This window comes from Streptomyces sp. NPDC039465, from assembly GCF_055639315.1.
In genome coordinates, this window is sequence record NZ_JBVKAP010000006.1 from 386,410 (window position 1) to 400,729 (window position 14,320).

Sequence of the window (14,320 nt, forward strand, 5' to 3'; positions counted from 1 at the left end):
CGCGGATCCCGGGTGGGGTTCCGCGGCCCTGAAGGCGCCGGCCTGATCATGGATCAGGCTGGATCACTCCAGGGTTCGAGCCCACGGAAGGCCCACATCGTGTGGTGCTGCGTCGTCTGCTGCTTGGTTTCGGCACCGGTCGCCGCGAAGGCGTAGGCCTTGGCCTCGCCAGCCGCTACTCCTGCTTCCAGTGCCTTGGTCGGTCGCTCATTGCGCTCCATGACGGGGAGAGCCGCCAGAAGCGTGGCCGGACGCAGGGACGCGAAGCCGGACACACCGGTGCCAATGAACGCCGAACCGGAGAGGCCGAGCGAGCAGGTGGAGACGACCGAGCGATCGGTCATTTTGTCGGTGCGGACGGTGGTGCTGTTGATGTAGCTGATCACTGGAATCGCCTCCTCTCGGCGTCTCAGGGGGATCGGGGTGAGCCGGTCCCACACGTATTCGGATAAGTACAGCACGGAGACACGGCTTCAGAGAAGCCGCCGTTTCCGTGGTTAAGAACCTATGGGGCTTCCCCAGGCGGGCGCAAACTATTTTTTCGACGAGTTTGCATCAGTCCTCCTCGTCGCCTCCCCCAACCTCTTCACCTGCGCAGATGGCCAGGACATCGGCGCCGAAGCGGTCCAGCTTGCGGGCGCCGACACCGGAGATGCCTGCGAGCTCCCCATCGGTGGAGGGCACGGTCTCGGCGATCGCCATCAGCGTCTTGTCGGTGAAGACGCAGTACGCGGGCTGGCCCAGCTCCTTCGCCTGCTCGGAGCGCCACTCGCGCAGCCGTTCGTAGAGCGCCTCGTCCATGTCGGAGGGGCAGCCCTCGCAGCGCATCAGCTTCATCTCGCCGGCGTCGGTGAGTGTGGTGCCGCAGACCCGGCAGAGGACGGGTCCCCGGCGCTTGCGTCGGCTGCCGCCGCTGCCGCGCTCGATGCCGCCGCCTCCGCCCGCGCCCCGGGCTCCGAGGGCGCCGGAGCCGGGCCGCAGGCCGGTGAGGAAGCGGGTCGGCCGGCGGGAGGCCCGTCCGCCGGGCGAGCGGGACAGCGCCCAGGACAGGGAGAGATGGACCCGGGCCCGCGTGACGCCCACGTACAGCAGGCGGCGCTCCTCCTCGACCTGCTCGTCGGTCTTGGCGTACGTGATCGGCATCATGCCTTCGGTAAGGCCGACCAGGAACACCGCGTCCCACTCCAGGCCCTTCGCGGCGTGCAGCGAGGCGAGCGTGACGCCCTGGACGGTCGGGGCGTGCTGGGCGGCGGCCCGCTCGTCGAGTTCGGCGACCAGATCGGCGAGGGTCGCCTCCGGCTTGACCCGTACGTAGTCCTCTGCGAGCCGGACGAGGGCGGCGAGGGACTCCCAGCGGTCCCGGACGGCGCCGGAGCCGGACGGCGGCTCGGGGGTCCATCCCTTGGTGGAGAGGACTGCCCGGACCTGGGAGGGCAGGTTGTCGGCGTCGTCGAGCAGGGCGTCGTTGCCCCCGGCGCGGGCGGCGCCGCGCAGGGCGACACCCGCCTCCCGTACCTCGGGGCGGTCGAAGAAGCGCTCGGCACCACGCAGCTGGTAGGGCACCCCGGCGTCGGCGAGCGCCTGCTCGTAGACCTCCGACTGGGCGTTGACGCGGTAGAGCACGGCGATCTCGCCGGCCGGGACGCCGGCGGCGATCAGGTCGCGGATGCGGCGGGCGGTGCCCTCGGCCTCGGCGGGCTCGTCGGCGTACTCGGTGTAGACGGGCTCGGGGCCCGGGTCGCGCTGGGAGATCAGCTCCAGGCGGTGCTCGGCGGCCCGGCCGCGGGCCTGGCTGAGCAGGCCGTTGGCCAGGTGCACGACCTGGGGCGTGGAGCGGTAGTCCCGGACGAGCTTGACGACCGTCGCGCCGGGGTGACGGGTGCGGAAGTTCAGCAGGTGGTCGGGGGTGGCGCCGGTGAAGGAGTAGATCGTCTGGCTGGCGTCGCCGACGACGCAGAGGCTGTCGCGGTCGCCGAGCCACAGGTCGAGCAGCCGCTGCTGGAGCGGGGAGACGTCCTGGTACTCGTCCACGACGAAGTGCTGGTACTGGCGGCGGATCTGGTCGGCGATGTCGTGCCGGTCCTGGAGGATGCCGACGGTGAGCAGCAGCACGTCCTCGAAGTCGATCACCGAGCGGTCCCGCTTGAGCTGCTCGTAGAGCGCATAGATCTGGCCGATCTCGGCGGGGTCGCGCGGGGCGTCGCGATGGGTCTTGGCGACGGCGGCGGGATAGTCGGCGGGGACGGTCTGGGTGACCTTCGCCCACTCGATCTCGCTGGTCACGTCGCGCAGCTCGTTGCGGTCGAGCCGGACGCGGCAGCGCGCGGCGGCCTCGGCGACGAGCTGGATCTTCCGTTCGAGCAGCCGCGGCAGATCGCCACCGACTGCTTTCGGCCAGAAGTACTGGAGCTGGCGGAGCGCGGCGGAGTGGAACGTCCGGGCCTGGACGCCGCCCGCGCCGAGCTGCCGAAGCCGCCCGCGCATCTCGCCGGCGGCGCGGTTGGTGAAGGTGACGGCCAGCACACTGGCGGGCGGGAGTATGCCCGCGCGCACGCCGTAGGCGATCCGGTGGGTGATCGCCCGGGTCTTGCCCGTGCCGGCGCCCGCCAGCACGCACACCGGGCCGTGCAGGGCCAGCGCGACCTCGCGCTGCTCGGGGTCGAGCCCGTCGAGCACCGCGTCGGCGGTCTCGGGGACCTGCGGGAAGAGAGTGGAGTGCGTTGCTGCTGTCACCCCGCCATGCTGCCAGGTTCGGGTGGGTCGGTGCGGCGGCTTGTCCACAGGCCCGGGCGACCGGTCGTACGAATACGGGAATGGTGGCGCCGGAGCATACGTTCTCCCCCTGGCACCTCACCCACCAACGAAGGAGCACCGGGCCATGCAGGGCACTGTGACGATGTACAGCACCACGTGGTGCGGCTACTGCCGTCGGCTGAAGAGCCAGATGGACCGCGAGGGCATCGCGTACACCGAGATCAACATCGAGCAGGACCCTGAGTCGGCCGCGTTCGTGGAGAAGGCCAACGGGGGCAACCAGACCGTTCCGACCGTGCTCTTCGGGGACGGTTCGACGCTGACGAACCCCTCGCTCGCGCAGGTCAAGCAGAAGATCGGCGTCTGAGCCGGCTCCGCTCATGGCCGAAAACCCCCGTCCGGGATGTCCGGGACGGGGGTTTTCGTCGTCAGGCCAGGTCTTCAGGCCAGGTCTTCAGGCCAGGCTCTTCGGGCCAGGTCGTCAGGCCACGTCGCCGGGCTTCGGCAGCGGCTTGCCGTACCAGAGCTCGATCAGCCGGGACGCGATCGAGATGCCGTACGGCGGCAGCACCTCGCCGGACTCGAAGGCGGCCGTCAGGTCCTCGCGGGAGAACCAGCGCGCCTCGTGGATCTCCTCCCCGTCCACATTGATCTCGGACGAGGTGGCGCGCGCCATGAAGCCGAGCATCAGGCTGGAGGGGAAGGGCCAGGGCTGGCTGGCGACGTACTCGACCTCGCCGACCGTGACACCGGCCTCCTCGAAGACCTCCCGCGCCACCGACTGCTCGATCGACTCGCCGGGCTCGACGAACCCCGCCAGCGTCGAGAAACGCCCCTCCGGCCAGTGCACCTGGCGGCCGAGCAGCGCCCGGTCCTCCTCGTCGGTGACCAGCATGATCACGGCGGGGTCGGTACGGGGGTAGTGCTCGGCGCCGCAGGCCTGGCAGCGGCGGACATGGCCGGCGGCCGCGATGACCGTGCGCTCGCCGCAGCGGGAGCAGAAGCGGTGCAGCCGCTGCCAGTTCTCCAGCGCCACCGCGTGCACCATCAGGCCGGCGTCGCGGGGCGACAGCAGCAGTCCGGCCTCGCGCAGCCCGGCCGGGCGCGCCGACTGGTCCATGCGGCCCGGCAGGGAGTCCTTCTGCAGGGCGAAATAGCTGACGCCGTCGGTGTCGGTGCCGAGGAAGTAGCGGTGGGTCTCGGTGACCGGTGCCTCGAAGGCCGGAGTCATGACCAGTTCGGTGCGGCCGTCGGGGGTGTCGTCGATCAGCACCTGGCCCCCGGAGACGACGAAGACGCGGGTCGTCGGGTGGCTCCAGGCCGCCGCCAGCCAGGCCTCGTCGAGGCGGTGGTGCGCCATGCGGTCGATGCCGCTGGGCGCGGTCAGCCCGATGGGGCGGTCCGCTGAGTCGTTGCTGATGGTGCTCACAGGTACTTCCAACTCCCCCGGATCGGTGTGCGTTCAGTCAGGATCGGCAGGATCACAGGTCAGAATCGCGCGGTGGGCAGCTCGGACCACAGGTGTGCCGTGGCCTCGACGCCTTTGAGCAGCAGGTCCAGTTCGACCTTCTCGTTCGGGGCGTGCCAGCCGTCGGAGGGCACGGAGATCCCCAGGAAGAGCACGGGCGCGTGCAGGACGTCCTGCAGGTCGGCGGCCGGGCCGGAGCCCCCTTCTCGCGTGAACCGGATCTTGGCGCCGTCGAAGGCGAGGCTCATGGCCTTGGCGACGGACCGGAGGGCGGGGTGGTCGAGCGGCGTCAGGCAGGGCCGGGTGGGGGCGCCGAAGGTGATCTCGTACCGGATGCCGGCCGGGACCTGGGCCGCCAGCCAGTCGCGTACGGCCAGCTCGATCTTGTCGGGGTCCTGGCCGGCGACCAGCCGGAAGGAGATCTTCAGCTGGGCGGAGGCGGGGACGATCGTCTTGCCGCCGGGGCCCTGGTAGCCGCCGCCGATGCCGTTGACCTCGGCGGTCGGGCGGGCCCAGACGCGCTCCAGGGTCGAATACCCGGCCTCGCCCAGGACGCCGTGGGACTTCGCGGTGGCCAGCCAGGACGACTCGTCGAAGGGGAGCTCGGCGATCAGGGCGCGCTCGGCGTCGTCGAGCGGCGCGACGCCGTCGTAGAAGCCGGGGATGGCGACGCGCTCGTTCTCGTCGTGGAGCGCGGCGACCAGGCGGCCCGCGACGGTGGCCGGGTTGGGCACGGCGCCGCCGAAGGAACCGGAATGGATGTCCTGGTCGGGGCCGTACAGCTCGATCTCGCAGTCGGCCACGCCGCGCATGCCGGTGCAGATGGTGGGCGTGGTCTCGGACCACATGCCGGTGTCCGAGACGATCACGGCGTCGGCGGCGAGGCGGTCCGCGTGCTGTTCGACCAGCGCCCGGAAGTGCGGAGAGCCGGACTCCTCCTCGCCCTCGACGAGGAGCTTGAGGTGGACGGCGGGGGCGGTGCGGCCGGTGGCGGCGAGGTGGGCGCGTACCCCCATGGTGTGGAAGAAGACCTGGCCCTTGTCGTCGGAGGCACCGCGCGCGTACATCCGGCCGTCCCGGACGACGGGCTCGAACGGGTCCGTGTGCCAGCCGTCCTCGCGGGCCGCGGGCTGGACGTCGTGGTGGCCGTAGACGAGGACCGTGGGCGCGTTCTCGTCGTCGGAGGGCCACTCGGCGAAGACTGCGGGGGCCCCTGCGGTCTCCCAGACCTCGACGGCCGGGAAACCGGTCTCCGTCAGCTTCGCGGCGAGCCACTCGGCACTGGCCCGTACGTCCGCGGCGTGGCCGGGCTGCGCCGACACGGACGGGATGCGCAGCCAGGCCGCGAGGTCGTCGAGGAAGGCGGCGCGGTGCTGCTCGACGTACGCGCGTACGGCATGGGTCCGTGCGGTCTGGACGGCGCTGTCCGGGGTGTCGCTCATGCTCCTGAGCCTATCCGGCGCCGGGAAGGGGCCGGTCGGGTGTCCCGGTCAGCAAGATGCGCTCCAGCTCCGCGCGGCCGGGCAGCCGGCCGGGGCGGACGACCTCGCCGGTGCGTACGTAGACGAACGCGGCGGTGACCCGGTCGGGCGGGAGGCCGTGCCGCTCGGCCCAGGCAAGCCGGTAGACGGCGAGCTGGAGGGGGTCGGCGGTGCGGGTGCGGCTGGTCTTCCAGTCGACGATCTCGTACGCGCCGGTGTCCTCGTCGCGATAGACGGCGTCGATCCGGCCGCGGACGACCCGGCCGGCGAGGGTGAGCTGGAAGGGGGCCTCGACGCGGTACGGCGTGCGGTGGGCGTAGGGAGTGAGCTCGAAGGCCTCCTTGAGCCGGGCGAGGTCGCGCTCGTCGGCGATCTCGGGCTCGTCGGCGAAGTCCTCGCCGCCGGGGAGCTCGTCGGGGCCGAGCATGGGGAGCGGGAGCGCGTCGAACCGGGACTCCACCCACGCGTGGAACCGCGTGCCGCGACGGGCCGCCGGCTGCGGCGGCCGGGGCATGGGACGGGCCAGCTCCTCGGCGAAGCCGTCGGGGTCGGCGGCGAGGCGGACGAGCTGGGAGGCCGAGAGGGAAGCGGGCAGCGGGACGTCGCGCGTGGTGGCGCGGGCGCGCCGCAGCTCGCCGGTGAGCGCGTCGAGGTCGCGATCCCAGGAGGCGACGAGCCGGGCCTCCTCCGGGGCGAGCCGGGGGCCTTCGGGGGCGACACGGGCGTGCGGGACGGCCTGGGCGTGCGGGACGGGCTCGGGGTGGGGGACGGGCTCGGGGTGGGGGACGGACTCGGCGTGAGGGGCGGATTCGGCCTGCGGTGCCGGTGGGGCGTCGGGGGCGTCCTGGGGCCAGGGCTCGTCGTCCGGCCAGGGCTCCTCGTCGGGCCAGGGGGCTTCGTCCTGCCATGGCTCCTCCTCCGGCCAGGCGTCCTCGCCGGGGTGCGGGGGTTCGAGGGACTCCGGGGCGTCCAGGTACGCCAGGACCGTGTCCGCCGCGGCGCGGCGGCGGGCCAGGGACAGGGCGTCCAGTGGCAGGGGCCAGGCCTGGTCGGCCCGCTTCTCGTCGAGGGCGGGGTTCTCGGCGCCCTTCTCGGGCTCGTCCGCCCATACCTCGATCTCGCCGAAGCCGGCCGCGCAGTGGTCGTACAGCGCGTGGAGGAACGACGACGGGCCCCTGGGCCGCTTCTGGGAGGGGCCCCACCAGTGCGCGGAGGCGAGCAGGAGGGAGCGGGGGCGGGTGAAGGTCACGTAGCCGAGGCGGAGCTCCTCCGTGTGCTGGTGCTCGCTCATCCGCTCCTTGAAGGTCTTCATGGACCGCGCGGTCCACTCGTCGAGGGAGGGCAGCGTCGGCGCGTCTCCGCGCAGGGCGTGCGGCAGGACCTGGGGCTGGGACGTCCAGGACTCGCGCGAGCGGCTGCTGGGGAACTGGCTCACCACCAGACCCGGGACGGCCACCACGTCCCATTCCAGGCCCTTGGACTTGTGGGCGGTGAGGACCTTGACCGTGTTCTCGCCGCCCGGGAGGGCGTTGTCGAGGCCCTTCTCGTACTGGGCGGCGGTGCGCAGGAAGCCGAGGAAGGCCAGCAGGGTGGCGTCGCCGTCGAGGGAGGCGAAGCCGGCGGCGATGTCGAGGAAGTGGGAGAGCGTCTCGCGGCGGCGGGCCGCGAGGGCGTGCGGGGAGGCGGAGAGCTCGACCTCGAGGCCGGTGGCGGCGAGGACGCGGTGCAGCACGTCCATCAGCGGGTCGGCCAGCGAGCGGCGCAGCTCGCGCAGTTCGGCGGCGAGGCGGGCGAAACGGACCCTGGACTCGGCGGAGAAGGGCAGGCCGTCGTCGTCGCCGTTCGCGGCGATGAAGGTGTCCAGGGCGTCGGCCAGCGAGATCACCTCGGCCGGGTCGACGCCTTCCACGGCCGCGGCCAGGCGCTCGTCGGGATCGTCCAAGTCCCCCGGGGGGCGGTGGACGAGCAGCCGGGCGCGGCGGCCGAGGAGGGCCAGGTCGCGGGCGCCGATGCGCCAGCGCGGGCCGGTCAGGAGCCGTACGAGCGAGGCGTTGGCGCCGGGGTCCTGGAGGACCTCGCAGACGGCGACCAGGTCGGCGATCTCGGGCAGGTGCAGGAGCCCGGACAGGCCGACCACCTCGACCGGGACGTCGCGCGCGACCAGGGCGGCCTGGATGGCCGCGAAGTCCGTGGCCGTACGGCACAGGACGGCGATCTCGCCGGGCTCCTTGCCCGTACGGACCAGATGGGCGAGGGAGTCGGCGAGCCAGTCGATCTCCTCGGCGTGGGTGGGCAGGAGGGCGATGCGGACCGAGCCGTCACGCTCGGCGCCCGGGGCCGGTCGCAGCGCCTCCACGCCCGCGTGCCGGGCGCGCAGCGGCTCGGCGAGGCCGTTGGCGAGGTCGAGCAGGCGGCCGCCGCTGCGCCGGTTCTCGCTCAGCGAGTAGCGGGTGGCGGGGGTGCCGTCGGCATACGGGAAGTGGGCCGGGAAGTCGTCGAGGTTGGCCACGGAGGCGCCGCGCCAGCCGTAGATGGCCTGGCAGGGGTCGCCGACGGCGGTCACCGGGTGGCCCGTGCCGTCCCCGAAGAGCCCGGACAGCAGGAGGCGCTGGGCGACGGAGGTGTCTTGGTACTCGTCGAGCAGGACGACCCGGAATTCGTCGCGGAGGATCGCGCCGACCTCGGGCCGGGTCGTGGCCAGCTCGGCGGAGAGGGCGATCTGGTCGCCGAAGTCGAGCAGGTCGCGGGCGCGCTTGGCCGCGCGGTAGCGGACGACGAGGTCGAGCAGCTCCCGGCGGGCGGCCGCGGCCTCGGGCACCTTGCGCAGGTCGGCGTTGCTGAGCTTGGCCGACTCCAGGGCGGTGAGCAGCGCGGAGTCGTACGCGCGGAGGTCGGCGGGGCGCACGAGGTGCTCGGAGAGCTCCGCGTCGAGGGCGAGGAGGTCTCCGACCAGTGTCGGGAAGGACTTGGTCAGCGCGGGGTACGGCCCGGGCGCCTCGCGCAGCACGCGCGCGGCGAGCTGGTAGCGGGTGGCGTCGGCGAGGAGCCGGGAGGTGGGCTCCAGGCCGATGCGCAGGCCGTGGTCGGTCAGGAGCTGCCCGGCGAAGGCGTGGTACGTGGAGATGCGGGGCTCGCCGGGCGGATCGTCCGCGTCGATGACGTCGGGGTCGGTCACCCCGGCCCGTACGAGCGCCTTGCGGACGCGCTCGGCGAGCTCGCCCGCGGCCTTGTTGGTGAACGTGAGACCGAGCACCTGCTCGGGGGCGACCTGTCCCGTGCCGACCAGCCAGACCACCCGGGCGGCCATCACCGTCGTCTTGCCGGAGCCGGCTCCGGCCACGATGACCTGCGGGGCGGGCGGCGCGGTGATGCAGGCCGTCTGCTCCGGGGTGAACGGAATGCCGAGGAGCTCCTTGAGCTGCTCGGGGTCGGAGATACGTGCGGTCACCTCAGAGAGGCTAGCCGGGGCCACTGACACTCCCCCGCCGCGCGGTCCGGCGGGCGAGGGCCGGGCAGGTCAGAGGGCGGTTCCGCGGTCGAGCTTCTCCAGGTCCACCGTCTCGTCGGCGGGCGGGACGACGACCTTCACCGGCTTGTCGAAGTCGGACAGGAGCATCGTGCCTGGCTCGTCCCCGCCCTTCTTCACGATCTTGAGGATGTAGGGCTTGCCTTCCTTCGCGACGTACACGGTCGTGGTCTCCCCGTCGGCCTTCTTCTTCACCAGCGTGGCCACCGGTGTGTCCTCGACCTTGGTGTCGGCGCCCCTGGTCAGGCCGGTGCGCTCGTCCTCGTCCTTGTCGAGGTCGGCCAGTAGGGCCTTGAGGTCACAGACCCCGGACAGATCGGAGCTGCCCTCCTGCCCCGGGGCGATCTTCAGCCAGCGGCCCTTGAGGAGCTCGATCGTGGGGCCGATCTGCGGCTCGGGCATGCCCTGGGAGGTCATGGAGGCGCGCCAGAACTTCTCGTCACCCTTCATGTACGTGGCACCGCCCGTCTGCCGCAGCTCGGCGGTACCGCCCTCGACCTTCAGCTTGCCCGTGCACTGGGCCCTGTCGTTCACCGAGAAGTCGACGTCGAGGGGCTGGCCGTCCGAGACGCTCCGGCCGCTCATGCGCAGCGAGGTCGCGGACTGCGTCGCCTTGACGGCGCGGTCGCCGATCTCGTCGGCGCTCAGGTCCTTGAACGGGTCGGGCGAGGGGGTGGGGGCGGCGACCCGCACGTCCTGGGCCACGGGACCGGTCGGGGCCCCGGCGCTCGCGGCCTGGGTGGAGCCGGCCGTGCCGGCGATGACGGCCGCGCACACCATCGCGGCGGCCTGGAGCTTGCGACGGGACGGCATGCGGCCCTCCTCGGATTTCCGGGGGGCTCGGTGGATTCCGGGGCTCGGTTCGCCTCGATTCCCTTGTCTCCCCTCGTCCAGACTGACCCGCCTGGCCCAACGCCGCTACTCCACGATGTGGCGGCCCTCGGGCTGAGCACTGCACGAGGCGCGGAACGTGCAGTGGGTGCAGTGCTGGCCGGTGGTGGGGGTGAAGCGTTCGTCCAGGACCCGGCCGGCGGCGGTGGCCAGCAGGTCGCCGACCCACTCGCCGGAGAGGGGTTCCTGAGCCTGGATCTTCGGCAGGGCATCGCCGCCCTCCTTCTGGGGGGCGGCCTGGCGCAGCTGGACGAGTTCGGCGCCGCCGGGGTCCGGGCGGTGGCCGTCGAAGACCTCGTCGACCGCGCCCTCGCGCACGGCGAGCTGGTAGACGGCGAGCTGGGGGTGGTGGGCGACCTCGTCCTTGGTCGGCGCGGACTTGCCAGTCTTGAAGTCGACGACGTACGCGCGGCCCTGTTCGTCGCGTTCGACACGGTCCATGGAGCCCCGGATCCGTACGGCGTACTCGCCCGCCTCCAGGGTCACGTCGAAACCGTGCTCGGTGGCGGCGGGGGTGCGGCCGCCGCGGTCCATGACGTGCCAGCGCAGGAAGCGCTCCAGCGCCACGCGCGCGTGCTCCTTCTCCTGGACCGACTTCCAGGGGGCGTCGAAGGCGAGGGCGTCCCACACGGAGTCGAGGCGTTCCATGAGCACGGCGAGGTCGGCGGGGGTACGACCGGAGGCGACCTCGTCGGCGAGGACGTGGACGACGTTGCCGAAGCCCTGGGCTGCGGTGGCGGGCGCGTCCGCCTTGACCTCGCGGCCCAGGAACCACTGGAGGGCGCAGGTGTTGGCGAGCTGGTCGAGCGCGCTGCCGGAGAGGGCGACGGGGCGGTCGCGGTCCCGCAGCGGCGCGGTGGAGTGCGTGGCGTCGTACAGCCCCCACCAGCGGTACGGATGGGCTGCGGGGACGAGCGGCTGGTCCTCGTCGTCGGTGAGGGCGGCGAGCCGGGCGAGGCGGCGGGCGGCGGCGTCGCGGAGTTCGGGGCTCGCGTCCGGGTCGACGGTCGTGGCGCGCAGCTCCGCGACGAGAGCGGCGACGGCGAGGGGCCGGCGGGGGCGGCCGGTGACGTCCTTGGGCTCGGCACCGAGCTCGGTCAGGAAGCGGGAGGGCTGGTCGCCGTCGTCGGCCGGTGCCTTGACGGCGGTGACGACGAGCCGGTCCCGGGCGCGGGTGGCGGCGACGTAGAAGAGGCGGCGTTCCTCGGCCAGGAGGGCGCCGGGCGGCAGCGGCTCGGCGAGGCCGTCGCGGCCGATGCGGTCCGCTTCGAGGAGGGAGCCGCGGCGGCGCAGGTCGGGCCAGAGGCCCTCCTGCACGCCCGCCACGACCACCAGGCTCCATTCCAGGCCCTTGGAGCGGTGGGCGGTCATGAGGCGTACCGCGTCGGGGCGGGCGGCGCGCCGGAAGAGGGTGTCGGCTGCGATGTCCTGGGCGTCCAGCTCCTCGAGGAAGTTGAGGGCGCCACGGCCGCCGGTGCGCTCCTCGGCGCGGGCGGCGGTCTCGAACAGCGCACACACGGCGTCGAGGTCACGGTCGGCGTTGCGCCCGGCGGCGCCCCCACGCAGGGCGGCGCGCTGGAGCCGCTGGGGCCAGCCCGTGCCGTTCCAGAGCAGCCAGAGCGCCTCCTCGGCGGTGCCGCCGTTGTGGAGCAGCGCACGGGTGTCCCGCAGCAGCTCGCCGAGGCGCAGTGCGCCGCGGGCATACGCCGGGTCGTGGACGGCGAGCCGCTCGGGCTCGGCGAGCGCGCGGGCGAGGAGCACGTCGGAAGGCGGCGGGATGCGATTGCCCCCTGCCCGCTCCTCGTCCCGCAGGGCCCGCCCCAGCCGCCGCAGATCGGCGGCGTCCATGCCGCCGAGGGGTGAGGTGAGGAGGGTGAGAGCGGTGTCTGTGTCGAGCCAGGACACGTCGTGGGCCTCGGGGGTCGCCTCGGCCCGGCCGTCCGCCTCGGCCGTCGCGTCGTCGGCCCCGGGCTCCGCGGACGGGGACCCGGGGTCCGCCCCGGGCTCCGGGGACGGAAGCACGGGCTGCCCGAGCGCGGCGCCCGCGGCCTCGCCGGGGCCCGGCGGAGGGGCCGTCGCTGCCGCGCGGAGGGCGGTCAGCAGAGGGGAGACCGCCGGTTCGTCGCGTAGTGGGGTGTCCGCCGAGTCGGTTTCCAGGGGGACCCCCGCGGACGTCAGGGCGCGGCGGAGGGCCGGCACGCGGGTGCCCGCGCGGACCAGGACCGCCATCGCGTTCCAGGGGACGCCGTCCTCCAGGTGGGCGCGGCGCAGGAGGTCCGCGATGTTGTCGACCTCGGTGGAGGCCGTCGGGTAGGTGTACGTCTCCACCTGGCCGCCCTCGCGGACCGGCGCCAGCTCGCGGTGGGCACGGGCCTTGTCGGCGGGCAGCCGGGGCAGCGGCATCCGCTGGGTGAGCAGCCGGGTCGCCGCGAGGAGCTGGTCACCGGAGCGCCGGGAGGTGGTGAGGACGGCCACCGGGGCCGTACGGCCGTCCGCGCGGCGGAAGGTGTCCGGGAAGTCGAGGATGCCGTTCACGTCGGCGCCCCGGAAGGCGTAGATCGACTGGTCCGGGTCGCCGAAGGCGACCAGCGTCCGGCCGCCGCCGGCCAGCGCGCGCAGCAGCCGTACCTGCGCGGGGTCCGTGTCCTGGTACTCGTCCACGAACACGGCGTCGTACTCCGGCAGGGCCACCCGCTCCGCCAGGAGCACGGCGCGGTGGACGAGCTCCGCGTAGTCCAGGACACCCTGCATGTCGAGGACGTCGAGGTACTCGGCGAGAAAGCCCGCCGCCGCCTTCCAGTCCGGCCGCCCCACGCGCGCCGCGAACCGGGCCAGGGCGCGCGGGCCGAGGCCCAGTTCCCGGGTCCGGGCGAGCACGGCGCGGACCTCGTCGGCGAAGCCGCGAGTGGTGAGGCAGGCCCGCAGGTCGTCGGGCCAGTCGATGCCGGCCAGGCCGTCGCGCTCCAGGTCGAGCTGGCCGGCCAGCAGCTCCCGTACGGCCACGTCCTGCTCCGGGCCGGACAGCAGCCGCAGCGGCTCGGCGAAGAGATCCGCGTCCTGGTGCGCGCGGATCAAGGCGTAGCAGTAGGAGTGGAAGGTGGTGGCCTGCGGCGTCCGCGCGCCCCCAAGACGCGCCGCCATGCGGTCCCGCAGTTCCACCGCCGCCTTGCGGCTGAAGGTGAGGACGAGCAGCCGTTCCGGATCCGCGCCCCGAGCCACGCGCGCGGCGACCGACTCGACCAGGGTCGTCGTCTTGCCAGTGCCGGGACCTGCGAGAACGAGCAGCGGTCCGCGCTCGTGCTCAACCACGGCCCGCTGCGACGCGTCCAGGAGAGGGGGGTCCACCGGGTCCGGCGGGGTACGCACCAGTCGGTACGCGCCCGGGGGCTTCGGCCGCACCGGTCCCTGGTACGGCGTACGCCGGGTGGTGGAGGAGGAACTCACGTGGATCGCCGGTCCTGGTGGGTGTGCTGGTGGTGAGGGAGCTCGGGGTGCCGGAAAACGCTACGCGACGTGAGGCCCGGCACGCAGGCGGTCCACGCCGGAGGCCGTGGGGCGCCGGTACCCGCCGTCCGCGGCCACCGCACAACTCGAACCAACGCCCGGCACGTACTCCGTACGCTCCTCAGGGTGCCCGTCGCACCGCCGGATGGCCGAAGCTGTCACGTGTGAGCTCCCGCACTCCCCTCGGCGTCCGCGCGATCGCCGCCGCCACCGCCGCCGTCCCACCGCGCCCTGCGCATGTCGAGGCGCGGCACATGCCCCTGCGCGCTGCGCGCCGCCTCCCGCAGGGGCGTACCCTCCGCGCGGTAGTGGCCGAGCGCCCTCAGCTCATGGCCGGGCAGCAGCGTGCCGTCGGAGCGCACCACGCGCCACCACGGGACCGCGGAGCCGTACAGCGCCATCACCCGGCCCACCTGGCGCGGGCCGCCCTCGCCCAGCCATTCGGCGACGTCCCCGTACGTCATCACCCGGCCGGGCGGGATGTGTTCGGCGACCTCCAGCACCCGCTCGGCGTACTCAGGCAGCTCGGGCAGATCCGGCACCTCATCGCTCATCCGGCCCATCCTGCCTTACGGCGCGGACAGTGCACGCTGGAACGTGAGACCGGTGGCACGGTGGAGCTGAGGGCGCCGCTTGCGCACCGCGCGCCCCCGCCATGCACCCTGATGGCTTCCGCTGTCGGCCGGTCATGCCACC

9 protein-coding genes are annotated in these 14,320 nt (G+C 73.4%); 1 reads left to right on the top strand and 8 read right to left on the bottom strand.

Going from position 1 to position 14,320, the window contains the following annotated elements:
* Positions 1-53 precede the first annotated feature (53 nt).
* Positions 54-386: a hypothetical protein gene (locus ACZ7LT_RS22165; RefSeq protein ID WP_471237779.1), complete on the bottom strand. Its 333-nt coding sequence runs from the start codon at positions 384-386 to the stop codon at positions 54-56.
* Positions 387-555: 169 nt separating this feature from the next.
* Entirely contained in the window at positions 556-2,733 is a 2,178-nt protein-coding gene (locus ACZ7LT_RS22170; RefSeq protein ID WP_471237780.1) for an ATP-dependent DNA helicase UvrD2, read from the bottom strand.
* Positions 2,734-2,878: 145 nt separating this feature from the next.
* Here ACZ7LT_RS22170 and ACZ7LT_RS22175 point away from each other — a divergent pair, with 145 nt between their 5' ends.
* Positions 2,879-3,121: a mycoredoxin gene (locus ACZ7LT_RS22175; RefSeq protein ID WP_019889264.1), complete on the top strand. Its 243-nt coding sequence runs from the start codon at positions 2,879-2,881 to the stop codon at positions 3,119-3,121.
* Positions 3,122-3,235: 114 nt separating this feature from the next.
* Here the strand turns inward: ACZ7LT_RS22175 and nudC are convergent, their stop codons facing one another.
* The 6 genes from nudC to ACZ7LT_RS22205 form a co-directional block, all read right to left on the bottom strand.
* Positions 3,236-4,183: an NAD(+) diphosphatase gene (nudC, locus tag ACZ7LT_RS22180; RefSeq protein WP_471237781.1), complete on the bottom strand. Its 948-nt coding sequence runs from the start codon at positions 4,181-4,183 to the stop codon at positions 3,236-3,238.
* Positions 4,184-4,242: 59 nt separating this feature from the next.
* Complete coding sequence (locus ACZ7LT_RS22185; protein WP_471237782.1) at positions 4,243-5,664, bottom strand: dipeptidase; 1,422 nt, start codon at positions 5,662-5,664, stop codon at positions 4,243-4,245.
* 10 nt (positions 5,665-5,674) lie between these two features.
* Positions 5,675-9,151 carry an ATP-dependent helicase gene (locus tag ACZ7LT_RS22190; RefSeq protein ID WP_471237783.1) on the bottom strand — a complete coding sequence of 1,159 codons (3,477 nt, stop codon included), beginning with the start codon at positions 9,149-9,151 and terminating at the stop codon, positions 5,675-5,677.
* Between the two features lie 69 nt (positions 9,152-9,220).
* Positions 9,221-10,042: a hypothetical protein gene (locus tag ACZ7LT_RS22195; RefSeq protein ID WP_471237784.1), complete on the bottom strand. Its 822-nt coding sequence runs from the start codon at positions 10,040-10,042 to the stop codon at positions 9,221-9,223.
* Positions 10,043-10,147: 105 nt separating this feature from the next.
* On the bottom strand, positions 10,148-13,564 hold the full coding sequence (locus ACZ7LT_RS22200) for an ATP-dependent helicase (protein ID WP_471237785.1): 3,417 nt from the start codon (positions 13,562-13,564) through the stop codon (positions 10,148-10,150).
* Between the two features lie 218 nt (positions 13,565-13,782).
* Complete coding sequence (locus tag ACZ7LT_RS22205) at positions 13,783-14,178, bottom strand: MGMT family protein (RefSeq protein WP_471237786.1); 396 nt, start codon at positions 14,176-14,178, stop codon at positions 13,783-13,785.
* Positions 14,179-14,320: the final 142 nt, after the last annotated feature.

Bases quoted from the DNA above. Each gene is read 5' to 3' on its own strand.
- ACZ7LT_RS22175 (WP_019889264.1), top strand. From the start codon at position 2,879: ATGCAGGGCACTGTGACGATGTACAGCACCACGTGGTGCGGCTACTGC.
- ACZ7LT_RS22185 (WP_471237782.1), bottom strand. From the start codon at position 5,664: ATGAGCGACACCCCGGACAGCGCCGTCCAGACCGCACGGACCCATGCC.
- ACZ7LT_RS22195 (WP_471237784.1), bottom strand. From the start codon at position 10,042: ATGCCGTCCCGTCGCAAGCTCCAGGCCGCCGCGATGGTGTGCGCGGCC.
- ACZ7LT_RS22205 (WP_471237786.1), bottom strand. From the start codon at position 14,178: ATGAGCGATGAGGTGCCGGATCTGCCCGAGCTGCCTGAGTACGCCGAG.